Annotated in this window: 21 protein-coding genes; 11 read left to right on the forward strand and 10 right to left on the reverse strand. The window is 69.7% G+C overall.

Annotation, left to right across the window (positions count from 1 at the left end):
* Positions 1 to 67 precede the first annotated feature (67 nt).
* From ED92_RS20550 to ED92_RS20560, 3 genes are all read right to left on the reverse strand, one after another.
* Complete coding sequence (locus ED92_RS20550) at positions 68 to 3,733, reverse strand: ABC transporter ATP-binding protein (RefSeq protein WP_200882732.1); 3,666 nt, start codon at positions 3,731 to 3,733, stop codon at positions 68 to 70.
* Between the two features lie 191 nt (positions 3,734 to 3,924).
* Entirely contained in the window at positions 3,925 to 4,809 is an 885-nt protein-coding gene (locus ED92_RS20555; protein WP_037341112.1) for an ABC transporter permease subunit, read from the reverse strand.
* Positions 4,809 to 5,972, reverse strand: coding sequence for an ABC transporter ATP-binding protein (locus tag ED92_RS20560; RefSeq protein ID WP_037341115.1), 1,164 nt, complete (start codon positions 5,970 to 5,972; stop codon positions 4,809 to 4,811). Before ED92_RS20560 ends, ED92_RS20555 begins: the two co-directional genes overlap by 1 nt.
* Before the next feature lie 622 nt (positions 5,973 to 6,594).
* Between ED92_RS20560 and ED92_RS20565 the strand changes: the two genes are divergently transcribed.
* Genes ED92_RS20565 through ED92_RS20580 form a run of 4 tightly spaced genes read left to right on the forward strand, consistent with a single transcriptional unit; the run spans position 6,595 to position 8,231 of the window.
* Entirely contained in the window at positions 6,595 to 6,897 is a 303-nt protein-coding gene (locus ED92_RS20565; RefSeq protein ID WP_037341118.1) for a YbaB/EbfC family nucleoid-associated protein, read from the forward strand.
* Positions 6,894 to 7,166: a hypothetical protein gene (locus tag ED92_RS20570; RefSeq protein WP_037341120.1), complete on the forward strand. Its 273-nt coding sequence runs from the start codon at positions 6,894 to 6,896 to the stop codon at positions 7,164 to 7,166. Before ED92_RS20565 ends, ED92_RS20570 begins: the two co-directional genes overlap by 4 nt.
* Positions 7,166 to 7,495 (forward strand): hypothetical protein, encoded by a 330-nt coding sequence (locus ED92_RS20575; protein ID WP_037341123.1) that lies wholly within the window; start codon positions 7,166 to 7,168, stop codon positions 7,493 to 7,495. Before ED92_RS20570 ends, ED92_RS20575 begins: the two co-directional genes overlap by 1 nt.
* Positions 7,488 to 8,231, forward strand: a complete 744-nt coding sequence (locus ED92_RS20580) for a WXG100 family type VII secretion target (RefSeq protein ID WP_037341125.1) — start codon at positions 7,488 to 7,490, stop codon at positions 8,229 to 8,231. Before ED92_RS20575 ends, ED92_RS20580 begins: the two co-directional genes overlap by 8 nt.
* Positions 8,232 to 8,267: 36 nt before the next feature.
* Here the strand turns inward: ED92_RS20580 and ED92_RS20585 are convergent, their stop codons facing one another.
* Positions 8,268 to 11,006 carry a BTAD domain-containing putative transcriptional regulator gene (locus tag ED92_RS20585; protein WP_052120766.1) on the reverse strand — a complete coding sequence of 913 codons (2,739 nt, stop codon included), beginning with the start codon at positions 11,004 to 11,006 and terminating at the stop codon, positions 8,268 to 8,270.
* A 124-nt stretch (positions 11,007 to 11,130) separates the two neighbouring features.
* Entirely contained in the window at positions 11,131 to 12,246 is a 1,116-nt protein-coding gene (ald, locus tag ED92_RS20590; RefSeq protein WP_037341127.1) for an alanine dehydrogenase, read from the reverse strand.
* A gap of 165 nt (positions 12,247 to 12,411) precedes the next feature.
* Between ald and ED92_RS20595 the strand changes: the two genes are divergently transcribed.
* The 3 genes from ED92_RS20595 (at position 12,412) to ED92_RS20605 (ending at position 14,117) form a co-directional block, all read left to right on the forward strand.
* Positions 12,412 to 13,353: a zinc-binding dehydrogenase gene (locus ED92_RS20595; protein ID WP_037341129.1), complete on the forward strand. Its 942-nt coding sequence runs from the start codon at positions 12,412 to 12,414 to the stop codon at positions 13,351 to 13,353.
* The gene (locus ED92_RS20600; protein ID WP_037341131.1) at positions 13,353 to 13,772 is read left to right on the forward strand and encodes a pyridoxamine 5'-phosphate oxidase family protein; all 420 of its coding nucleotides are present in this window, start codon (positions 13,353 to 13,355) and stop codon (positions 13,770 to 13,772) included. Before ED92_RS20595 ends, ED92_RS20600 begins: the two co-directional genes overlap by 1 nt.
* A gap of 117 nt (positions 13,773 to 13,889) precedes the next feature.
* The gene (locus ED92_RS20605) at positions 13,890 to 14,117 is read left to right on the forward strand and encodes a hypothetical protein (protein ID WP_007033850.1); all 228 of its coding nucleotides are present in this window, start codon (positions 13,890 to 13,892) and stop codon (positions 14,115 to 14,117) included.
* A 121-nt stretch (positions 14,118 to 14,238) separates the two neighbouring features.
* Here the strand turns inward: ED92_RS20605 and ED92_RS20610 are convergent, their stop codons facing one another.
* From ED92_RS20610 to ED92_RS20620, 3 genes are read right to left on the reverse strand one after another with little or no spacing between them, the layout of a single operon-like run.
* Positions 14,239 to 15,792 (reverse strand): CdaR family transcriptional regulator, encoded by a 1,554-nt coding sequence (locus ED92_RS20610; RefSeq protein ID WP_037341133.1) that lies wholly within the window; start codon positions 15,790 to 15,792, stop codon positions 14,239 to 14,241.
* 36 nt (positions 15,793 to 15,828) lie between these two features.
* Complete coding sequence (locus tag ED92_RS20615; protein WP_037341135.1) at positions 15,829 to 16,266, reverse strand: VOC family protein; 438 nt, start codon at positions 16,264 to 16,266, stop codon at positions 15,829 to 15,831.
* A complete protein-coding gene (locus ED92_RS20620; RefSeq protein ID WP_037341136.1) occupies positions 16,263 to 16,613 on the reverse strand; it encodes a PadR family transcriptional regulator in 351 nt (116 codons plus the stop codon). Before ED92_RS20620 ends, ED92_RS20615 begins: the two co-directional genes overlap by 4 nt.
* A 57-nt stretch (positions 16,614 to 16,670) precedes the next feature.
* Here ED92_RS20620 and ED92_RS20625 point away from each other — a divergent pair, with 57 nt between their 5' ends.
* The 3 genes from ED92_RS20625 to ED92_RS20635 all read left to right on the forward strand — a co-directional run bounded on the left by ED92_RS20625 (position 16,671) and on the right by ED92_RS20635 (position 19,541).
* Positions 16,671 to 17,069: a VOC family protein gene (locus ED92_RS20625; RefSeq protein WP_037341138.1), complete on the forward strand. Its 399-nt coding sequence runs from the start codon at positions 16,671 to 16,673 to the stop codon at positions 17,067 to 17,069.
* A 79-nt stretch (positions 17,070 to 17,148) separates the two neighbouring features.
* Entirely contained in the window at positions 17,149 to 18,450 is a 1,302-nt protein-coding gene (locus tag ED92_RS20630) for a bifunctional o-acetylhomoserine/o-acetylserine sulfhydrylase (protein WP_037341140.1), read from the forward strand.
* Positions 18,447 to 19,541 carry a homoserine O-acetyltransferase gene (locus tag ED92_RS20635; protein ID WP_037341143.1) on the forward strand — a complete coding sequence of 365 codons (1,095 nt, stop codon included), beginning with the start codon at positions 18,447 to 18,449 and terminating at the stop codon, positions 19,539 to 19,541. The genes ED92_RS20630 and ED92_RS20635 overlap by 4 nt, the downstream gene beginning before the upstream one ends.
* Positions 19,542 to 19,657: 116 nt before the next feature.
* Here ED92_RS20635 and ED92_RS20640 read toward each other — a convergent pair whose 3' ends face one another.
* Both ED92_RS20640 and ED92_RS20645 read right to left on the reverse strand, forming a co-directional pair.
* Positions 19,658 to 20,155, reverse strand: a complete 498-nt coding sequence (locus ED92_RS20640) for a hypothetical protein (RefSeq protein WP_016337027.1) — start codon at positions 20,153 to 20,155, stop codon at positions 19,658 to 19,660.
* Positions 20,156 to 20,212: 57 nt separating this feature from the next.
* Positions 20,213 to 20,803, reverse strand: coding sequence for a TetR/AcrR family transcriptional regulator (locus tag ED92_RS20645; RefSeq protein WP_037341145.1), 591 nt, complete (start codon positions 20,801 to 20,803; stop codon positions 20,213 to 20,215).
* A 151-nt stretch (positions 20,804 to 20,954) separates the two neighbouring features.
* On the opposite strand from ED92_RS20645, the gene ED92_RS20650 reads away from it, so the two are divergent.
* Positions 20,955 to 21,764: an SGNH/GDSL hydrolase family protein gene (locus ED92_RS20650; protein ID WP_051972348.1), complete on the forward strand. Its 810-nt coding sequence runs from the start codon at positions 20,955 to 20,957 to the stop codon at positions 21,762 to 21,764.
* The last annotated feature ends 31 nt before the right edge of the window (positions 21,765 to 21,795 follow it).

Here is a 21,795-nt window from a genome sequence, read left to right on the forward strand (position 1 = left end):
AAGGCGCGACTCGCGTGATTGGAGGCGCGACACGCGTGATTGGACGGACGACACGACCGCGGCACGGTCAGCCCAGGGACCAAAGGCGGGCGTAGTGGCCGCCCGCGGCGACGAGCTCCGCGTGCGTGCCCTGTTCGACGATCCGGCCGTGGTCCAGTACGACGATCCGGTCCGCCTTGGCGGCGGTGGCGAGCCGGTGCGCGACCACGAACGTCGTGCGGCGGCGCGCGAGTTGTTCGGTCGCGCGCAGGACGGCGGCTTCGGTGGACGGGTCGAGTGCCGCGGTCGCCTCGTCGAGCAGGAGGACGTCCGGGTCCACGAGTTCGGCGCGGGCGAGGGCGACGAGTTGCCGTTGCCCGGCCGAAAGGGACCGTCCGCGTTCACCGACGGGCTGATGGAAACCGGCCGGGAGCGCGGCGACACCGTCGAGCGCGCCGACGGACCGGACCGCTTCCTCGACCTCCGCGTCCGTCGCGGAAGGCCTGCCGTAGCGCACATTGTCCGCGACGGTTCCCGAGAACAGATGCGCTTCCTGCGGTACCACGCCCATTCGCGTGCGCAGGGCGGCGAGGTCGTACTCGCGGATGTCGGTCCCGTCGATCCGGACCACGCCGCCTGTCGCGTCGTAGAAGCGCGCGACGAGCTTCACCGCCGTCGACTTCCCGGCGCCCGTCGCACCGACCAGCGCGACGGTCTCGCCGGGCGCGACTTCCAGTGAGAGCTGCGAAAGGGCTGGTTCGTCCGTTGCGGTGTAAGCGAAATCGACGTCCTTGAAGGAGACCTCGCCGCGCAGGCGATCCGGCATGGCGACCGGGTTCTCCGCCTGCGGAACGGAAGTCGGTGTGCGCAGGAGATCGCCGATCCGCGTCAGGCCGACCCGCGCCTGCTGGTAGCCGTCGAACACCGAGGACAGTTGCTGGATCGGCGAGAAGAACTGCCCCAGGTACAACAGGAACGCCACCAGCACACCGGCCGACAACGTGCCCGCCGCCACCCGGTTCGCGCCGACGATCAGCACGACGACCTCGGCCAATCCGGAAAGCATTGCCGCGAAAGGGAAGTACGTCGCGACGAGACGCTGGGCGCGAAGCCGCGAACGCCGGTATTCGTCGCTTCGGGACGCGAACTTCTCGGCAGTGCGCTCCTCGCGTGTGTACGCCTGCGCGACCCGCAACCCGTTCACGTTCTCCTGCATGTCCGCGTTGACGACGCTGACCCGCTCCCGGGCTTCGGTGTACGCCTTGGACGACGCGCGACGGAAGATCACCGTCGCCACGACGAGGATCGGCAGCACCGCGAGCGCGTACGCGGCCAAGCCGATGTCGGTGATCATCAGCGCCGCCGCGATCCCGACCAGCGTCAGCGCGCTCACCACCGCCTGCGCGACACCGGTCTGCAGGAACGTCGAGAGCGCGTCGACGTCGGTGGTCATCCGGGTCATGATCTTCCCGGACAGCTCGCGTTCGTAGAAGTCGAGCCCGAGCCGTTGCAGATGGGCGTAGCTGCGCGCGCGCAGCGAGTACAGCACCGTCTCGCCGACCCGCGCCGTCATCTTCGTCTGGAGGTACACCACCAGCCAGTCGGTGAGGATCACCAGCGCGCCGATCCCGGCGGCCAGCCAGATCACCGCCTCCGCGCCGGCGCGCACACCGTTGTCGATGCCGTGCTGATACAGCGCGGGCATCGCGATGGTGGCCAGCGCGTCCGCCGCGACCAGCCCGATCACCAAGGCGAGCGGGCCACGCACCGGTTTCAGCAGGCGGCCCAGGCGGAACTTCGGTTCGGGCGCGGTGACGTCCGTGCCCGGCAGCCGCGGGACATCCGTGGCGGGCGGCAGTTTCCGGACGCCTTCGATGAGTTCCTGGCTCGGCGGCAGGTTGACGTCCCATTCGCCGCCCGAGCCCTTCCGCTCGCCCGCCAGCTCGTCGGCCTTGTCCTGCTCCGGCCACAGTGCGGGGGTGATCCCGGCGGGACCGCAGTCGAGACCCTCGCAGCGATGCGGCTCCTCGACGTCGTCACCCGGCCCCGCGACGAGTTCGCGGAACAGCGGGCAGCGGGCGAGCAGTTCCTCCTCGGTGCCGACGTCGACGACGCGGCCCTTGTCGAGCACGGCGATCCGGTCGGCGAGGGCGAGGGTGGAACGGCGGTGCGCGATGAGCAGGGTCGTCCGGCTCGCGGTGACCGAACGGAGCGTGTCGTGGATCGCCGCCTCGGTGACCGTGTCGATGGCGGAGGTCGCGTCGTCGAGGACCAGCACGCGCGGATCGGTCATCAGCGCCCTCGCGAGGCCGAGCCGTTGCCGCTGACCGCCGGACAACGTCAGCCCGCGCTCGCCGACGAGCGTGTCGTAGCCGTCGGGGAGGCGCTGGATGAACTCGTCCGCCTCCGCCGCCCGTGCGGCCGCGCGGATCTCTTCGTCGCTCGCGTCCGGCCTGCCGTAGGCGATGTTGTCGCGGACCGACGACGAGAAGAGGAACGCCTCTTCGAAGACCACGCCGATCGCACCGCGCAGATCGTGCTGCCGGACGTCGCGGACGTCGAGGTCGCCGACCTGGACCGAGCCGCTGTGCACGTCGTAGAACCGGGGCAGCAGCAAGGAGATCGTCGATTTGCCCGAACCGGCCGTGCCGACGAGCGCGAGTGTTTCGCCCGGCCGCGCCTCCAAGGTGAGACCGTCGAGCACGGGATCCGACCGTGTGTAGCCGAAGGAGACGTCCTCCAGCCGGACACCGAGCGGGCCGTCGGGCAACGGCCGCGCGTCCGGGCTGTCGACGACGTCGGGCTGCGCGTCGATGAGTTCGTTGACCCGTTCCGCGCCCGCCCTGGTCAGCTGGGCCTGCACGACGAGGCTGGAGATCATCCGGGCCGGGCCGATCAGGATGGACAGATAGGTCGCGAACGCCAGGAAGGTGCCGAGGCTGACCTCGCCCTTCAACGCCAGGATGCCGCCGACCGCCAGTACCGCGACCTGTCCGGCGGCGGGGAGGGCCGCCGTCGTGGCCGTCGGCAAGGATGAGAGCCGGGCCGCGCGCATGCGTTCGGCGAAGAGCTTCTTCGCCGTCTTCTCCAGCTTCGCGACTTCGCGCGCTTCCTGGCCGAAGCCCTTCACGACGCGTACGCCGGTGACGGTCTCCTCGACCTGCTGCGCGACGTCGGCCGCGCGCTGCTGGGCGGCCCAGGTCGCGGGGAAGAGCCGTTTCCGGCTCACCGCCATGATGATCGCGATCGCCGGGGCGACCACCATCGCGATCAGGGTCAGCGTCGGCGACATCCACAGCATCGCGCCGAGCGACAGCAGCGCGAAGATCACCGAACCCGCCGAAAGCGGTACCTGCATCAGGACCGACGTGACCAACTGCAGATCCGAGATCGCGCGCGAGGCGACCTGGCCGGTGCGCAACGCGTCCTGCTTGCCGCCGTCGAGCCGCGAGACCGCGCCGAACACCTGGCGGCGCAGGTCGTGCTGGACGTCGAGGGCCAGCCGCCCGCCGACGTACCGGCGGGCGAACGCGTTGCCGAAGGTCAGCACCTGCAGCACCGCCATCACGGTGGCGAGCAGACCGAGGCGGGAGGTGTCGCCCGCGACGGCGTCGTCCAGCGCCTCGCGGATCAGCAGCGGGCCGGCGGCCTGGAGCCCGACGCCGATGATCGCCGCGCCCAGCGAGAGCACGACGAGCCAAGGATGTTTCCAGCACGAAGCGGCCAGGCGGCGGATCCAGCCTCCGGTGGGCACCGGGGCCGTCTCACGTGCCGGACTGGCTTGACGGGGACGAGGTGGAGCAGTAGTCACCCCGCAAGCCTAGGCGTGCGCACCGACATGATCGGCCGGTTCGCGCAGGGCCGAATGCCATGAAAGGTCCTTTCCTTGCGAAATTTGCAAGGAAAGGACCTTTCATGGCGCTTGTGCGGCGGGGAGGGTGTGACCTACGTGATGTCCTTCTTCTGGTTCATGGCCCAGCCGGCGAGGAAGAAGATCATCGTCCAGCCGAAGAAGATGAGCGCCGAGGCCCACCACGAGAACGCGCCGGGCGCACCGGCCGCGTACTGCAGCGCCCACGCCGTCTCGTCCTGCAGACCGGGCACCTTCACACCGGCGGCGCCGAACGCCTCCGCGCCGATGGCGCCCACGATGCCGTTGACCGTGCCGTTCGGCAGGACGCCGCCCAGCCAGGTGATGTCCGCGGCCCCGAACATGACGAACACCAGCACGTTCTCGACCACCAGCATCCAGATGGTCAGCGTGATGATGCTGCCGACCACGCTGCGCCAGACCGCGCCGACCCCGATGCCGAACAGGGTCGCCAGGATCGTCGCGAGGACACCCGCGCCCAGTACGCCCAGCCACTGGCCCGCCGTCGGCAGGCGCTGGCTGTCGACCGTGATCACGGTGCCGAGGCTCGCCGCGCCCACGATGATCACACCGTAGATCGCGCCCCAGACGATGTAGGTGATCATCTTCGCGCTCAACGCCGAAACCCGGTTCGGAGCGGTGAGGAACGTCGTCGTGATCGTCTTCTTCGTGTACTCGCCGGCGAGGGCGAAGACGCCGAAGATGATCGGGATCATCGTGCCGATGTTGATGCCGTGCCCGAGGGCGAGCAGACCGACCGGCAGCTCACCGGTCGAGATGCCGAGCGCCTCGGTCAGCTCACGGGTGTCCGAGCGGCCGAGGAAATCACTGAAGTCGTTGGTGACCATGCCCCAGAACAGGGCGAACGCGAAAGCGAAGACCACCGCGGGGATCATCAGCGCCCACCACGCCTTGAGCGTGAGCGTCTTGCGGAACTCCGCCTTGATCAGGTTGCCCATCAGCCCTGGCCTCCCCAGCCCTCGTTCTTGCCCTGCTGCTGCGCCTGCTGCTGAGGCGGCGCCTGCTGGTACTGCGGTTGCTGCGGCGGCTGACCCTGCTGCTGGAACTGCTGCGGCGGTGCGAAACCGGGCGGCGGCGTGTTCTGCGGCGCGTAGCCGGGCGGCGGCCCCTGATAGCCGGGCGGCGGGCCCTGGTAACCCGGAGGCGGACCCTGGTAGCCCGGCGGCGGGCCCTGCTGGAAACCGGGCGGCGGCGCCGCGTACTGGCCCTGCGTCAGCTGGAAGAACATGCGCTCCAGATCCGCGGTCTCCTCCTGCATGCCGTAGACGGCGATGCTCGCCTTCGCGGAGACGTCACCGATCTGCTGCACCGTTGCGCCCGAGACCGCGACCCGGCCGTCCGGCATCGGCGAGACCTGCGTGATCCCCGCCTCCTGCAACGCGGAGACGAGACCGCTCGCGTCGGCCGACTGCACCAGCACCCGGGACTGGTTGCTCTTGCGCAACTGGTCCAGCGAGCCGTTGTAGCGCGTCATGCCCTGGCTGATGATCACGACCTGGTCGATCGTCTGCTCCACCTCGTTCAGAAGGTGGCTCGAGACCAGCACCGTGCGCCCCTCACGCGCGTACGCGCGCAGGAAGTTCCGAAGCCACAGGATGCCTTCGGGGTCGAGCCCGTTCGTCGGCTCGTCCAGCACCAGCACCTGCGGATTCCCCAGCAACGCCGTCGCCAGCGCCAGCCGCTGCCGCATACCGAGCGAGAACCCGCCCGCCTTGCGGTCCGCCGCCGACGAAAGACCCACCAGCCCCAGGACCTCGTCCACCCGCTGGTCCGGCATCCCGATCGCCGCCGAGTACACGCGCAGATGATTCCGCGCCGTGCGGCCCGGGTGGAAACCCTCGTTCTCCAGCACCGAACCGACGACCCGCGCCGGATTCCCCAGCTGGTCGTGCGGGCGCCCGTTGATGGTCGCCGTGCCGTTCGTGGGCGTCACCAGCCCGAGCAGCATCCTCAGCGTCGTCGTCTTCCCGGCCCCGTTGGGCCCCAGGAAGCCGGTCACCGAACCGGGCTCCACCGTGAAGCTCAGATTCTGGACCGCGTTGACCGCACCGAACTGCTTGCTCAGGTTCTGCACCGCGATGCGGCCACTGCCGTCGTGCATACCGTCCCCTTTTGTTGACGAAGGCCGATCACGCGACATCCTGCCTCACGGGGTGAGTCCGTACCCGAGGAAGGGGTCAATCCGCCGAAAGCGACCTTCGTCACGTTCGACCGGGTGACGGAACCGTCCACCAGGGCACCCGCCGCTGCGCCGAATGGCCGCTGACTACCGGATATACGACGCGGAGCGCGGAAAATCACCGACCTCGCCAGAGGTTCGTGAAGAAATAATTCGGAAGACATGGCAACCCCATGCAGCGCGACGGCGACTTATTACCTACGATGTAGGAGGCGGCCCGCTCCCAGTGACCCCCAGGCTGGTCGAGCGGGCCGCCCTCAGCCCCTTTGCCCCACCTTGGTCGGTGCTTGCGCACCTTCCCCGAGGTGGGGCTTCGTCGTATCACCCGGGGGGCCGAGCCCCCCGGACCCCCACGGTGCGGTCGGCGCCGGTTCTCGACGGGGTGGCCTAGGGCGCGGAGCGCCCTGGCCGGGTGGCCGACGGCGCGGGGCGCCGTGGCCTGGTGAGTTGAGCGCAGGCACGGAGCGGCGTGGCCGCGGGAAAGGTTTGGGAAAGGTCGGGGTCGGATCCTGTCGTCGAGAAGGTGACGAGGGGAGAGTGACCGGTGGAAACCGATCCGGTACGGAAGATCAGAGAGGTCGCGGAGCTGCTCGCGAAGAGCAAGGCCGCGCTCCTGCGGGCCGAGGGGGAGCTGGCGGGGCGGCGCTACACGGCGTCGGCGCGTGGGGGACTTGTGCGGGCGGAGGTGGATCATCGGGCGCGGCTCGTCGGGATCCACATCGACCGGGCCGCTGTCGCCCGCAGCCGTGGTGGAGAGCTTGGCGCGTACATCGTCGAGGCGGTCGGTCAGGCGCGTGAAGAGGCCCGCGCCGAATACCGGCGGCTGGCCCGGGCAGGTGTCCGATGAACGGCCTGCTGCGGCTTCACGACCTCGACGACGAGGAAGACGACAGGCGGCCGGTCTCCCGGCGGGACGACCATTTCGCCGATGCGGACATCGACGCCGGTCTCGGCAGGGTCCACGTCGACGAAGCCGGTGACCTGGTCGCCGTCGACCTCGACGAGCGGGCACTGCGCACGATGAACCCGGCCGCGCTCGGCGGCCATCTCCTCGCGGCGATCGAGCGGGCCGAACAGGCCGCCAGGGCCGAGCGGATCGAACGGAGAAAACTCTGATGGCGGAGGGAACCGGCTACGAGGTCGTCCCGGAATCGCTCGCGGACATGGCGACGGAGTTCCGGACCGCGGCCGATTCGTGGACCACGCTCAAGGACACGGTCGGCAGGCTGACGATGGGACCGGGCGACCTCGGTCTGCTCGCCACCGGCGCGGGATACATCGAGGCGTACAACGGCGCGTGCAACCTCGTCGTCGAGAAACTCGGCGAAGCGATCACGAGCTTCGAGGACACCGAGTCCGCGCTCGTCACCGTCGCCAACACCTACGCCGCGCAAGACGCCGAGTACTACGAGCAGTTCGGCTACCTGGGGAGCGACGATGACTGAACCCGCGCCGTATCCGGAAGGAGACGCGGCGACCGTGCAGGACGCCGCGGATGCCGTGAGCGTCGTCTGCGGTCCCGCGGTCGGCACCGGGGTGAAGGTGGTCCTCGACGAGATCCGCAAGATCCTCGGCGACCACACGATCGCCTCGTCGCTCGCCGGCCAATGGGGTGAAGCGCAGAAGACGCCGAGCACGGTGGCCGACGGGCTGAACACGAAACTCGGTTCGCTGGACGCGTATTGGCAGGGAGGCGCGTTCGACGCGTTCAAGACCCACACCGATCGGGTCGTCCAGGAATGCGATCTGACGGCCGCGAAACTGGGGGAAGTGGGCTCCCTGCTCGCCCAAACGATCGCCTTCGTGCACGAGACGTGGGGGATGGCCATCGGGTTCATCACGAAGGCGGCCGCGGGCTGTGCCAGTCTTTTCGATCCGACTGAGGTGGTCGGCGCGATCAACGATCTGGTCTCCAGCTACGCCGATCTCGTCGAGAACGCCTTCTCGACGATGGGCGAGTTCGCGGCCAACGTGAAGGCCATCGAGATCTCCGCGCTCAGCTTCCCGGCACCGGGGACGCTGCCGAGCGAAGTGAGCAACCCCGACAGATGGGTGATCGAACCGGCACCCGAACACCCGCCGGAGGACAAGAAGCTGCCTGCCGAAGCCGGGATGGGTGAATCGCAAGGCGGCGTCACCACCCCCGACGAACCGGACACGGCCGAAGCGGAACCAGCCTGACCCGGGGAAATCCCGGCCGCCTCGGCGCGTGAACCCTCACGCGCCGAGGCGGGCCCGGATCTTCTCGGCGATCGGGTCGCCGGTGGCCGTGCACAGCCCGAGCGCCTCGTGGAGATGGTCCCGGGCCTCGGTTTCGCGTCCGTCCGCCGCCGACAGGTCGGCGAGCTGGACGAGCAGCCGGGCGGAGCCCCACCGGTCGTCCAGTTCGCGCGTGATCGCGAGCGCGTGCCGGTACTCCTCACCCGCCTGCTCCCGCAGTCCCTTGTCCCGGTACAGATCGCCGAGTGTGCGCAGGGTGAACCGCAGCGACGTGCGATCGCCGCTGCTCCGCTGCAGTGCCACGGCGTCCCGCAGATGACGCAGGGAGTCGTCGAAGAGGCCCTGCTGACGGCGAAGATCGCCGAGGTTGTTCAGCGCGATGCCCTCGCCGTGGAGGTCGCTGTCCGCCTGGAACATCTCGAGCGCGGCCGTGTAACTCGCCGCCGCTTCGGCGAAACGGCCCATGCTGTCCTGCGTCACGCCGAGGTTGTTCAACGTCCACGCCTGCCCGTGCCGGTTGCCGAGCTCGTGGAACACCTCCGCCGTGGTGCGGAAGTACTCGATCGCCTTCTCGAAGCCGCCGACGTCGTCGTGGGCGATCCCCAGGCCGAGCAGCAGGTAGGCCTCGTCGACGCGTCTTCCCGACCGCCGGGCCGCGGCCACCGCGATCTCGTGGGTGACCAGCCAGTCGTCCCAGTGTTTGGTCAGGTAGAACAACCGCATCAGCGCGGCGGCCAGCAGGCAGCAGATGTCGTCGGCGCCCTGGTCCGCCGCGGTCCGCACCACCGCCACCAGGTTCGCGCGCTCGGCGGCGAACCAGGCGAGCGCGTCGTCGCGGGTGTGGAACGGCGCTTCGGTCGGCGTCTCTTCCAAACCGGTCAGGTCGATCACGCGGGCCTTCGGGTCGACGAGTGCGCGGGCCGCGAGCACCGTGCGCAGGAACCACACGAACAGGCGTCGCGTGGCCGCCTCACGGCAGGCGGGCTCGACCTGGCCGGCGAGTTCCCGTGCGTAGGCGCGGAGCAGGTCGTGTGTCCGGTAGCGCCCGGCGAAGCCCTCCTCGACGAGGTGCGATCGGGTGAGCGCGTCGAGAGCCTTTCGCGTGGCACGCAGGTCTTCGCCGGAAAGCGCGGCGAACGCGGGCGCCGTGAGGTCGTGCCCGGGATGGAGCCCCCACAGGACGAAGAGCCGCGCGGACGACGGCGGCAGGTGATGGAGGGAGCGGGAGAACACCGAGCGGATCGCGGTGTGGGCGTCGCCGTCGGCGTCCATCAGGTCGAGGCGCCGGTGCTCGTCCGCCAGTTCGGCGGCGAGGTCGGCGACGCTGATGTTGTCGCGGGCGCGGAAGATCTCCGCGGCGACCCGCAGGGCGAGCGGCAGCCGGACGCACTGCCGCACCACCTGGTCGATCGCGTCGGCGGCGTCGTCCGTCCGTTCGCCCGCGAGGCCGCGGAACAACTCCCGCGCGTCGGAAGACGGCAGCCGTCGCAGGACGATCCGGTTCGCGCCGTCGCGGGCCACCAGCCCGGCGAGTGAATCCCGGCTCGTCACGACGACATGGCAGGACGAACTCATCGGCAGCAGGGGCCGGACCTGCTCACAGGTCCGCGCGTTGTCGAGCACGACGAGCAGACGGCGGCGGGCGGCCAGCGCCCGGAACCGGGCCGCCCGCGCCGGGAGGTCGCGGGGGATCGCCGGTCCTTCGACACCGAGTGCCTGGAGGAACCCTTCGAGCACGTTCGCGGCCGAAGGCGGTTGCTCCGGCCCGTAACCGCGGAGGTCGACGTACAGCTGGCCGTCGGGGAAGCGGGGGCGGACGCGGTTGCCCCAGCGGACCACCGTCGCGGTCTTGCCGACGCCCGCGGTGCCCACCACGACGCAAACCGGTGCCGAATCCCGGCCGGACAGGGCGAGCTGATCGTCCAATTCGGACAGTTCCGCCGTCCGGCCGACGAAGTTCCGTACCGTGCGGGGCAGTTCCGACGGCACGACCGCCGGTGCCGTCGAGCCCGCCGGCTCGATCGGTAGCCCGGCGAGGATGCGCCTTTCGGCTTCGCGAAGCTCCGGGCCCGGCTCGATCCCGAGTTCTTCGACGAACAGCCGTCGTGCCGCGCGGTAGACGGCCAAGGCCGCCGTGCGCCGCCCCGCCCGGTACAGCGCGATCATCAGCAGTTCGTGCAGACGTTCCCGGAACGGGTGACGGCGGATCAGTTCGGTCAGCTCGTCCACCAGGGACGAAGGCCCGCCATCGGCGAGTTCGGCCTGGCACAGCGTTTCGATCGCGGCCAGCCGGCGCTCGGTGAGCCGTCGCGCCCGCTCGGCCAGCTCCGGCGAGTCGAGCCCGTCGTACGGCTCACCACGCCACAGTGCGAGCGCCTCACGCGACAATTCGGCGCACCGCCGCGGATCGCTCGCGACGGCTTCGTCCACGAGCGACTCGAACCGCTGGGCGTCGAGTTCCCCCGGCAGCACCCGCAGCTGGTAGCCGCCCTCCCCGCTCGCCAGCCGATCCGGTTCGCCGAGCAGCCGCCTCAGCTTGTGGACGTGCAGGTACAGCTTCGACGCGGAATCGCCGGTTTCCCCCGGCCACAACACGTCGACGAGAGTGTTCGCCGGGACGTCGCGGTTGGCGTTCGCCAGCAGCGTCCCCAGCAGGACCTTCTGCATACGTCCGGTGACGGCGACGGCACGGCCGGTGGAACGGACGCGGAGCGGCCCCAGTACCTCGAATTCCATCGAGTACCTCCCCGCGGACAGTGTGCCGCGATCGCGGGGAGCCGAGGGCCGGAAAGGCGCAAAAAGGAGCGAGGGACCTTTGCTCCCGGGCAAAGGTCCCTCGCGTGGGAATGTGGCGTGGGGGTCAGGCCAGGACGGCGGCCAGCTCCGTGGCGGGCAGGTCGTGCGCGGCCGCGACCGGGGCGTTGGTCAGCGCGCCCGCGTGTGTGTTGAGACCCTTCGCGAGCGAAGCGTCGGCCTGCAGCGCCTTCTGCCAGCCGTGGTCCGCCAGCTGGACGGCGTACGGCAGCGTCACGTTGGTCAGGCCGTAGGTCGAGGTGCGGGGCACCGCGCCCGGCATGTTCGCGACGCAGTAGAACACCGACTCGTGGACCTTGTAGGTCGGCTCGTCGTGCGTCGTCGGCCGCGAGTCGGCGAAGCAGCCGCCCTGGTCGATCGCGATGTCCACCAGCACGCTGCCCGGGCGCATCCGCGACACGAGCTCGTTCGAAACCAGCTTCGGGGCCTTCGCGCCGGGCACGAGCACCGCGCCGATGACCATGTCGGCCTCCAGCACGGACTGCTCGACCGACAGCGCGTTCGAGGTCACCGTGCGGATGCGGCCGCCGAAGTCGTTGTCGATCTGGCGGAGGCGGTCGACGTTGGTGTCGAGGATCTCGACGTCCGAGCCGAGGCCGAGGGCGACCCGCGCCGCGTTGAGGCCGGCGACACCGCCGCCGATCACGACCACGCGCGCCGGGTGGACGCCGGGGATGCCGCCGGGCAGCACGCCGCGGCCACCGCTCGGCTTCATCAGGGAGAACGCGCCCACCTGCGGCGCCAGCCGTCCGGCGACCTCGGACATCGGCGCGAGCAGCGGCAGCGCGCGGTTCGGGGTCTGCACCGTCTCGTAGGCGATCGCGGTGGTGCCCGCGGCCAGCAGCGCGTCGGTCAGCGGCCGGTCCGCGGCGATGTGCAGGTAGGTGAACAGCACCTGGTCGGCGCGCAGCCGCGGGTACTCCTCGGCGATCGGCTCCTTGACCTTGAGCACGAGTTCGCCCTCGGACCAGGTCTCCTCGGCGGTGGCGAGGATCTTCGCGCCCGCGGCGACGTACTCGTCGTCGGAGATGGACGAGCCGACGCCCGCGCCGGTCTCGACGAAGACGTCGTGGCCGCGCCCGGTCAGTTCGTGCACGCCCGCCGGGGTGAGCGCCACCCGGTATTCATGCTTCTTGATCTCACGGGGGACGGCGATACGCACGGAAAGCCTCCTGGCGACGGTTCTGCGAACAAGGTGCTGCCACTCACGGTGAGCCACCCGGACGGCGGTGTCATCGTTCGCCGGAGACAGTGTTGAGAACCGATCATGGTTTTCGCGGCACAATCGCTTGACCTCCAGTCAACTGGAGCTTGCACCTTGGGTCACATGAGAGCCGTGTGGTTGAAAGAGTTCGGCGGGCCCGAAGTGCTCGTCGCGGGCGATGCCCCGGATCCGGTGCCCGCCGCGGGCCAGGTGCTGATCGAGGTGGCCTTCGCCAACATCACGTTCGTCGAGACGCAGTTCCGGGCGGGCGGGGGCGGGCCGTTCCGCGCCGAGCCGCCGTTGATCCCGGGCAACGGTGTCGGCGGCGTGATCAGCGCGGTCGGCGAAGGGGTGGACCTCGGTCTGGTCGGCAAGCGCGTCGTGACCTCCACCGGCGGTTCCGGGGGCTACGCGGAACGGGTCGCGGTCGACGCCGCGGTGGTCTTCGAGGTGCCGGACGGCCTGGCCCTCGACGCCGCGGTGGCGATCCTCGCCGACGGCCGCACGGCGACCGCGCTGGTGACCGCCGCGCGGATCCGGCCGGGGGAGCGCGTGCTCGTCGAGGCCGCGGCCGGCGGGGTCGGCGGGCTGGTCGTCCAGCTCGCCAAGGCGGCCGGTGCCGAGGTCGTCGGCGCGGCGGGCGGTGCCGCGAAGACCGGGCACGTCCGGGAGCGGGGCGCCGATCTGGCGGTCGACTACCGCGAGCCGGGCTGGGCGGAGAAGGCGGGCGAGGTCGACGTCGTGTTCGACGGGGTCGGCGGTGAGATCGGGACGACGGCGTTCGGTTTGCTGAAGCCAGGCGGCCGGATGCTGATCTACGGCCTGTCGAGTGGTTCGTGGACGGAGGTGTCCGAAGAGGACGCCGCCGCGCGCGGGGTCACGGTGATCCGTGGCCTCGGTGGGCCGGAGCAGATGCGGGCGTTCACCGAGTCCGCGCTCGCCGAAGCCGCCGCCGGACGGCTGGAACCCGTGATCGGCCAACGGTTCCCCCTCGCGCGGGCGGCGGACGCGCACGCCGTCATGCAGTCGCGGGGCGCGCTCGGCAAGACGTTGCTCGAGGTCTGATGTTCGACGTCGACGAATTCCTCGCCGGTCCGCTGACCGCCAGGGTCGCCGCGGCCGGGCCGTCCGTGCGCCCGGCCTGGTACCTCTGGGAGAAGAAGGCCTTCTGGATCCTCACCGGACCGTGGGCGCGGCTGGCCGGTCTCGTCCGCGAGTCGCCGTCTATCGCGCTGACCGTCGACGTGTGCGACGTCGGCACCGGTCTGGTGCGGCAGGTGCTCGCGCGCGGCGAGGCCGAGGTGCTGCCGTTCGACGTCCCTCGTGGACAGCGGCTGCTGAGCCGGTACCTCGGTCCCGACGAGCGCAAATGGGATGCGCGTTTTCGTTCTTACCTGCACGATGATCCCGAGGTGAAAGGGACCGTCTGGGTCCGGATGGTGCCGAAGAGATTCGTCGCCGAAGACCTCGGCTATCGGGTATGACGCACGGCCGCGTTCGCTGGGGGTGGGCGCGGTCGTGCAACCTGCGAAACGGTAAATGCAGCACGATCGAGTCAAGATGTTGATCTTACTGGCCGGTAAGCTGCCATTCTGTTCCGCATGACAAATCAGGACTGGCGGCGGGAGCGGCGTGTCCGCACCGTCGACACCGAAGGCAATCCGGCCGATGTCATCGTCGGCCTTGTCGAAACCCCCGGGCACGGATACGAAGCCGCGCTTCGGGTCGACGGTGGCCCCGGTGTCCTTTTGCCGCTTTACCCCGGTGCCGATCTGCTCGCCGCGGTACGGCAGACCATTGAGGACGGATATCGCGCCAGCGCGCACTGAACCGTCGAATGTCATGAAAGGGTCTTTCAAGACGTTTTCCGTCCTGAAAGACCCTTTCCTGACGTCCGGCCGCGGAATGTCGCGCTACAAAGTATTCGCCATCGAGCAGTTTGTAGTGGAATCAACTCCACCGCAGGGAAACGAGTTGCGTGATCAACGCCAGCCGGACGTCGGGATCGTCGAGATCCAGCGGGACGAGGTCGAGCAGCCGTCGCATCCGGTACCGCAGGGTGTTGGGATGGATCCGGAGTTCCTTCGCGGCCGCGCGCGGGTCTCCCGGATGCCGCAGCCACTGGTAGAGCGTGTCGACGTAGCCGCTCTCATGGGCTTCGTCGTGCGCGCGCAGCAGGCCGAGCGGGCCGAGCTCGGCGACCTTCGAGGTGCTCGCCGCCGTCGCACCGCGATGCAGCGAGAGGGCGGTCCACGCCTCGTCGAAGACCACGACGCGGCCGGGGACGAGCTTCGCGCGAAGCAGGCTCAGCGCCTCGTCGGCCTGGAGCCGTGAGGTCGCGAGCTCGCCGATTTCGCAGGCCGAACCGGCGGCCGCCCTAGGTGTCCCGCCCTTCCGCGAGGACGGCAGGGCTTCGAGCGCCGCCCGGAGTTCGTCCCAGCCGTCGCCGTCCGGGACGACGGCGTAGAGGACGCCGCCGAGTTCGGTGGCCACCGGCCGCCTGCCGACACCCTGCGAGATCCGTTCGAGGAGCGCGAGCCGCAAGCCCTCGTCGTCGCGGCCGTCGCCGCCGGAGACCTCGATGACGACCACGCGGTGCGGCTCCTCGGACAGGTCGAGTTCCGCGATCGCCTTGCGCGGGCTGGCCTTCCCTTCGAGGAGCGCGCGCAGGAGCTCGGCCGAGACCCGGCGCTGCGAATCGGTGTGCGCGCGGCGGCGCAGCAGATGCAGCGCGACGACGGGGGCCGCGTCGGCGAACGCGGCCGCGCGTTCGTCGGAGACCGGGCCCGCGACGACCGCCCACATCGACCCCAGCAGTTCGCCGCCCATCCGGATCGGCACGATGAGCCGCGGCAGGGTGCCGTCGCGTTGCGCGGGTACGAAGATCGTCTGCCGCCCACGGGAAAGCTCGCGGAACACCCCTCGCGACCGGAACCGCGCGAGCACGTCGTCCGGAATGCGGCGGCCCATGATCGTGGACACGCGCGCCGAGTCGGTCAGGTCCTGCCGGGCCGAGTACGCGAGCACCCGCGAGTTGGTGTCTTCGATGGTGACGGGCGCGTCGACCACCGAGGCGACCGCGTCCGCGAGCCGGAACAGGTCGCCGGAACCGGGGCCGCCGCCGTCCTCCAGCGCGTCCGACTCGTCGGCCAGCGCGTCGAGGACCGTCCTGAGCAGCCAGACGAGCTGGGCCCACGACGTCGCGGAGCGCACCTCGATCAACGCGATGTCCGCCGATTTCGCCGCCCGTTTCACCGAGGGTTTCGCCGCGAGCGGGGGTTTCAGCAGGACGGCGGCGGCGCCTTTGGCCGCGCTGAGCTTGACGAGTTCCGCCGCGTCCGGGGTCTCGGTGATCGCGACGCCGAGGACGAGGTCCCCCGCGGCGAGGGTGTGGCCGGGCTCGGCGATGACGACGTCGCCGACCGCGGGGGACTCCTCGGGGACCTGGAGGGCGTGCAGCAGCGTCGGCCCCACCCGGTCGACGACAGTGCGCACCGAAACCATGGGGTGATTGTCCAGCAGGTGGGACCGCCGCACACGTCAGACCTCGCGGGGCGTCCTCGCGTCGATGTCCTCGGGCGTGAACCGCTCGCGTTTCGTCGTCAACGCCCATCGGTGACCGTCGGGATCGACGATCCGGCCGTAGCGTTCGCCGAAGAACATCTCCTCGACCGGCGCCTCCACGCTCGCGCCCGCGAACACCGCGCGCCGCGCGAGATCGTCGGGATCCTCGGTCTCCAGTACCAGCAGCATCGGCGTGCCGCCCAGGGTCGACGGCGCGAGCGCGTCGAGCTGAGGGATCTCCTGGCTCACCAGCAGCCGCGCGTCGCCGACGGCGACCTCCACGAACAGCACCACGCCATTCGGCAGCATGTTGCGGAACAGCTCCACCGCGCCGAACGCCTTGCCGTAGAAGGAAAGCGACTTGTCGACGTCCTTGACGAACAGATGCGGCGTCAAGCCGAGCGCCCGGCTCACGCCGACTCCGCGCGCTTCAGGAGTCCCGCCTGGTCGGCGACCGCGACGAGCCTGCTCAGGAACTCCGCCTCGCGGGCGGCGACTTCGCGGCCGGCGCGGGTCAGCCGGTAGTAGCGGCGGCGGGAGTCGTGCGGCTGGTCCTCGCTCGCGTCCGGGGCTTCTTCGACCAGGCCGTCGGCGACGAGCCTGGCGAGAGTCCGGTACAGCGTGCCCGGGCCGAGCTGGGCGGTGCCGCCGCTCACCTCGTCGACGAAACCCATGATCGCGTAGCCGTGCGCGCGACCTTTCGCGAGCGCCAGCAGGGTCTGGAACGCCGCGGGGGTGAGCTGCGGGTTGCCGTCGGCCATCCGCGAAGCATACACTCCGATCTCGATATATCCATGATGGATACAAAGGAGCCGGACGTGGCGATTCAAGGTGTGCACAAGATCGTGGTCGGCGTGCGGGATCAGGAGCGCGCGAAGCGGTTCTGGTCCGAAGTCGTCGGGTTCGAGGTCACCACCGACGTGCCGTACGACGACAACGGGAACCGGTGGGTCGAGGTCACTTCAGCCGATGGGGTGACGTCGCTCGTCCTGAGTACCGCACCGGAGGACCTCAAGCGCTTCGAGGTGCGGGACGAACTCCCGACGGGCAACTTCTTCTTCTACGCCGACGACATCGAAAAGACGTACGAAGAGCTTTCGGCGAAGGGCGTCGAGTTCCCGGCCAAGCCGGAGAAGCAGCCCTGGGGCTGGTGGGCGATGTTCACCGATTCGGAGGGCAACAGGTTCGCTCTCCAGGAAAGGAATCCCACCTCCTGAGAGCGGTTGGGTGCTCCGTCCGGCGGAGCTAGCTTCGGTGCCAACAGCCGAAACCCCTTGAACCGCTAGGAGAATCGCGATGAGCGCGGACGGATGGTCGTTCGAGACTAAGCAGATCCACGCGGGTGCGGCGCCGGACACCGCCACCGGCGCGCGGGCGACCCCGATCTACCAGACCACCTCGTACGTGTTCCGCGACAGCCAGCACGGCGCCGATCTGTTCAGCCTCGCCGAGCCCGGCAACATCTACACGCGGATCAACAACCCCACGCAGGACGTGCTGGAGCAGCGGCTCGCCGCGCTCGAAGGCGGGGTCGCGGCGCTGGCGTTCGCCTCCGGGACCGCGGCCACCACGGCGGCCATCCTCAACCTCGCGAACGCCGGTGACCATTTCGTCTCCAGCCCGGCGCTCTACGGCGGCACGTACAACCTCTTCCACTACACGCTGCCGAAGCTCGGCATCGAGGTGTCGTTCGTCGAAGACCAGGACGACATCGAGCAGTGGAAGGCCGCCGTCCGGCCCAACACCAAGCTGTTCTTCGCCGAGACGCTGGCCAACCCGGGCAGCAACGTCCTCGACATCCGCAAGGTCGCCGACGCCGCGCACGAGTCCGGTGTCCCGCTGGTCGTGGACAACACCGTGCCGACGCCGTACCTCGTCCGCCCGATCGAGCACGGCGCCGACATCGTGGTCCACTCGGCGACGAAGTACCTCGGCGGGCACGGCACCACGGTCGCCGGGGTGCTGGTCGACGGCGGCACCTTCGACTTCGGCAAGGACCCGGCGCGGTTCCCCGGATTCAACGAAGCCGACCCGAGCTACCACGGTCTCAAGTACTGGGAGGCGCTCGGCCCGGGCGCGTTCGCCGCCAAGGCCCGGGTCCAGATCCTGCGCGACACCGGCGCCGCGATCGCGCCGCTCAACAGTTTCCTCATCCTGCAAGGGATCGAGACACTTTCGCTGCGGCTGGAGCGGCACGTGTCCAACGCGCAGGCGCTGGCCGAATGGCTGGAGCAGCGCGACGAGGTCGAAAAGGTGTACTACGCCGGGCTGCCGTCGAGCCCGTATCACGAGGCCGCGAAGAAGTACCTGCCGAAGGGCGCCGGCGCGGTGCTGTCGTTCGATCTGCGCGGTGGCGTCGAAGCCGGGCGGGCCTTCGTGGACGGTACGGAACTGCACAGCCAGCTGGTCAACATCGGCGACGTGCGCAGCCTGATCGTGCACCCGGCCTCGACGACGCACAGCCAGCTCACGCCGGAGGAGCAGCTGTCGAGCGGTGTCACGCCGGGTCTCGTGCGGCTCGCCGTCGGCCTGGAAGGGATCGAGGACCTCAAGGCCGACCTCGAGGCCGGATTCCGGGCGGCGAAGGCCGCTCTGTGACCGGTGCTTGGCGGGAGGGAGAGCCGCCTGGACGTCGCCGCTTCGTCGGCGGCGTCCAGGCGCTCGAAACCGGCGGGACGCTGCCCTTCACGCTCGCCTACGAGACGTGGGGGACGCTGAATCCCAGCGCCTCCAACGCGATTCTCGTCGAGCACGCGCTGACCGGGGACAGTCATGCCGTCGGCCCCGTGGAGGAGGGCCACGTCAGCCCCGGCTGGTGGGACGGCCTGATCGGGCCGGGCAAGGCGATCGACACGGACGAGTTCTTCGTCGTGGTCCCGAACGTGCTCGGCGGCTGCCAGGGCTCGACCGGCCCGTCGTCGGCGCATCCGGACGGAAAGCCTTGGGGCAGCAGGTTTCCCGCCGTGACGGTCCGGGACCAGGTGGGCGCGGAGGTTGTCCTCGCCGACGCGCTCGGCGTCGGCCGGTGGGCCGCGGTGATCGGCGGTTCCATGGGCGGGATGCGTGCGCTGGAATGGGCGGTGAGCGAACCGGAGCGGGTCGCGGCGCTGCTCGTCCTCGCGTCGACCGCGCAGGCGTCGGCCGACCAGATCGCCTGGGCCGCGCCGCAACTGCACGCCATCCGGTCCGATCCGGGCTGGCACGGTGGCGACTACCACGACGCCCCCGGTGGCGGTCCGGACGCCGGGCTCGGCATCGCGCGCCGCATCGCGCACGCGACTTACCGCAGCGAAGCCGAGCTGGCGCAACGCTTCGGCCATCGCCATCAGGACGGTGAAGACCCGCTGCGCGGCGGCCGGTTCGCCGTCGAGTCCTATTTGGACCATCACGCCGGGAAGCTGTCACGCCGGTTCGACGCGGGCAGCTACGTGGTGCTCACCGAATCGATGAACACCCACGACGTCGGCCGCGGGCGGGGCGGCGTCGCGAACGCGCTCGGCCGCATCACCGCGCGTACCGTCGCGGCCGGGGTGGACAGCGACCGGCTCTACCCGCTGTACCAGTCGCGGGCCATCGCGGACGGCGTCGACGGTGCGGAATTCGCCGTCGTCGCGTCGCCTTACGGGCACGACTCGTTCCTGATCGAGACCGAGCAGATCGGGCGGCTGGTGAAGCTCCTGCTGGGTTAGCCGCCTCGCGTGATCAGGCGGACGACACACGTGATCAGGCGGACGACACGTGCGACGTCCGGCTGATCACGCGAGTCGTCCATCCAGACACGCGAGGCGGCCACGAGCGCGAGCGGCTAGTCCGCGACGGCGTCCGAGATCCAGGGCGCCACCGGCAGATCCCGGTCAAGGCATTCCGCCGACAGCCGGATCGTCCACCGCAGCGCCTGCAGCACAAGACTGTCGACCTCGTCCGGCGCGGCGTTGGCGAGCGCGATCTCGACCTGTTCCTGCGCGGCCTCGCTGTTGCCGTGCACCTCGGCCAGCAGCGTGCGGACGGCCGTCCGCACCGGCGGGTCCGCCTGGTCGATCGAGACCTCTTCGCCGTCCTCGTCGAACACCTGCACCTTGACCGGCGCACTTCCCCCATCACCCAGCGTCGACACCATGGCGCTGCATTCGCCGAACAGCATCATCACGAGCTCTTTGGTCTCGTCGGAGCGGGCCTGCGGCTCGGCGGCGGTCGGCATGAGCTCGTCGAGCGCCTCGGCGTCCTCCCCGAGGCTGATCGCCACGAGCGCACGCTGCGCCTTTTCGACGAGCCTCCGCTCGTACTCGCTCCTGTCCGGCTCCACGTGCCTATCAAACACCAGAGGACGGAAAAGTGGGGATAGGCCGAAACCCGGTCGTGGTCACTTGGCGGAGTGCAGTGCACCCAGCGCGAGACGACAGAGCATCTCGGCCAGTTCGCTGTCACCGAGATGGCGGTTGTACGGCGTCGAGTTGATCAACCCGAACACCGCGTGCGCCGCCGAACGCGCCTGGCGCTCGCCGATCCCGGGGACGGCGTCGCTGATCGCCCGCACCCAGACCTCGACGTACTGGCGTTGCAGGGCGCGGACCTGCTTGCGGTCACTGTCGGTGAGGTTGGCGAGGTTGCGTTCCTGGACGGTGATCAGCGCGGGATGCGTCAGCGCGAAGTCGACGTGAAAATCCACCAGTGCTTCGAGGACCTCATCCGGCTCGTCCCGCTGGCTCGCCCTGGCCGTCCCGCCGTCGAGGAGGTAGCGGCTGATCGAGTTCAGCATCTCGCCGAGGATGGCGTCCTTGCTGCGGAAATGCCGGTACAGCGCCGGGCCGGAGATGCCGACGGCCGCGCCGATGTCGTCGATGCCGACGCCGTGGAAACCGTGGTGGGCGAAGAGCTCGGCGGCGGCGGCCATGATCTGTTCACGCCTGTTCGCCTTCTCGCCGTTCACGAGTGGGGTGGGGTTCGCCGGCATCTGGCCATATTAAGGCCGCGTGTTAGCGAGCGCTAACACGCGGCCGTACTTCCAGCCTGAGCCAAGTGGGCTACCTGGGGAAATGACCCTGTCGTGTGGGGCTACCACCTGGTAATGCTGTCTCTCGTTAACTTGTCACAAAGGAGTGACCATGTCCGTCCCTGCTCGGATCAAAGCTCTTTCCTTCACTCGTTTAGGTGCGGCCCTGGGGGTCGCTGTCCTTGCCACCCTCGGTCTCGCGGGCACCGCCCAAGCGGCGACCAACTACGTGGCGCTCGGTGACTCGTACTCGTCCGGCGTCGGTGCCGGCAGTTACGGGAACTCGGGCGATTGCATGCGCAGTGCCAACGCCTATCCCCAGCTGTGGGCCAACGCCCACGCCGGGACCACCTTCAAGTTCGTCGCGTGCTCGGGGGCGCGCACCGGCGACGTGCTCAACCAGATCGCGAACGTCACCTCCAGCACGACGCTGGTGACGGTCTCGGTCGGCGGCAACGACGCCGGTTTCGCCGACGTCATGACCACCTGCACCACCGGCAGCGACCAGACCTGCATCAACCGGGTCAACACCGCGAAGACCTACGTGAACAACACGCTTCCCGGGCTGCTGAACAACGTCTACAGCAAGATCAAGGCGAAGGCGCCCGGCGCGAAGCTGGTCGTCCTCGGGTACCCGCGTTTCTACACGGTGCCGGGTTCGTGCTCGGTCGGGCTGAGCGACACGAAGCGCACCGCGATCAACTCGGGTTCCGACGCGCTGGCGTCGGTGCTCTCGGCCCGTGCTTCGGCGAACGGTGCCAAGTTCGTCGACGTGCGGGGTGCGTTCACCGGGCACAACATCTGCTCGTCGGCCGACGACTACCTGCACAGCCTCACCTGGCCGATCGTGAACTCATACCACCCGACGGCCACCGGCCAGCGGGGCGGCTACTACAACCCGCTGGTCTCCGCCATCGGCTGACCGTTTCGCGCGTGAAGGCCTCCTTCCCTCG

The sequence above is a fragment of the Amycolatopsis sp. MJM2582 genome, assembly GCF_000754115.1.
In the GTDB taxonomy this organism is placed as follows: domain Bacteria; phylum Actinomycetota; class Actinomycetes; order Mycobacteriales; family Pseudonocardiaceae; genus Amycolatopsis; species Amycolatopsis japonica.

What these genes read in the sequence shown, in the direction of transcription:
- ED92_RS20555 (WP_037341112.1), bottom strand. Translation starts at nt 4,809, where the DNA reads ATGGGCAACCTGATCAAGGCGGAGTTCCGCAAGACGCTCACGCTCAAG.
- ED92_RS20560 (WP_037341115.1), bottom strand. Translation starts at nt 5,972, where the DNA reads ATGCACGACGGCAGTGGCCGCATCGCGGTGCAGAACCTGAGCAAGCAG.
- ED92_RS20570 (WP_037341120.1), top strand. Translation starts at nt 6,894, where the DNA reads ATGAACGGCCTGCTGCGGCTTCACGACCTCGACGACGAGGAAGACGAC.
- ED92_RS20575 (WP_037341123.1), top strand. Translation starts at nt 7,166, where the DNA reads ATGGCGGAGGGAACCGGCTACGAGGTCGTCCCGGAATCGCTCGCGGAC.
- ED92_RS20580 (WP_037341125.1), top strand. Translation starts at nt 7,488, where the DNA reads ATGACTGAACCCGCGCCGTATCCGGAAGGAGACGCGGCGACCGTGCAG.
- ED92_RS20585 (WP_052120766.1), bottom strand. Translation starts at nt 11,006, where the DNA reads ATGGAATTCGAGGTACTGGGGCCGCTCCGCGTCCGTTCCACCGGCCGT.
- ED92_RS20595 (WP_037341129.1), top strand. Translation starts at nt 12,412, where the DNA reads ATGAGAGCCGTGTGGTTGAAAGAGTTCGGCGGGCCCGAAGTGCTCGTC.
- ED92_RS20600 (WP_037341131.1), top strand. Translation starts at nt 13,353, where the DNA reads ATGTTCGACGTCGACGAATTCCTCGCCGGTCCGCTGACCGCCAGGGTC.
- ED92_RS20605 (WP_007033850.1), top strand. Translation starts at nt 13,890, where the DNA reads ATGACAAATCAGGACTGGCGGCGGGAGCGGCGTGTCCGCACCGTCGAC.
- ED92_RS20610 (WP_037341133.1), bottom strand. Translation starts at nt 15,792, where the DNA reads ATGGTTTCGGTGCGCACTGTCGTCGACCGGGTGGGGCCGACGCTGCTG.
- ED92_RS20620 (WP_037341136.1), bottom strand. Translation starts at nt 16,613, where the DNA reads ATGGCCGACGGCAACCCGCAGCTCACCCCCGCGGCGTTCCAGACCCTG.
- ED92_RS20630 (WP_037341140.1), top strand. Translation starts at nt 17,149, where the DNA reads ATGAGCGCGGACGGATGGTCGTTCGAGACTAAGCAGATCCACGCGGGT.
- ED92_RS20645 (WP_037341145.1), bottom strand. Translation starts at nt 20,803, where the DNA reads ATGCCGGCGAACCCCACCCCACTCGTGAACGGCGAGAAGGCGAACAGG.
- ED92_RS20650 (WP_051972348.1), top strand. Translation starts at nt 20,955, where the DNA reads ATGTCCGTCCCTGCTCGGATCAAAGCTCTTTCCTTCACTCGTTTAGGT.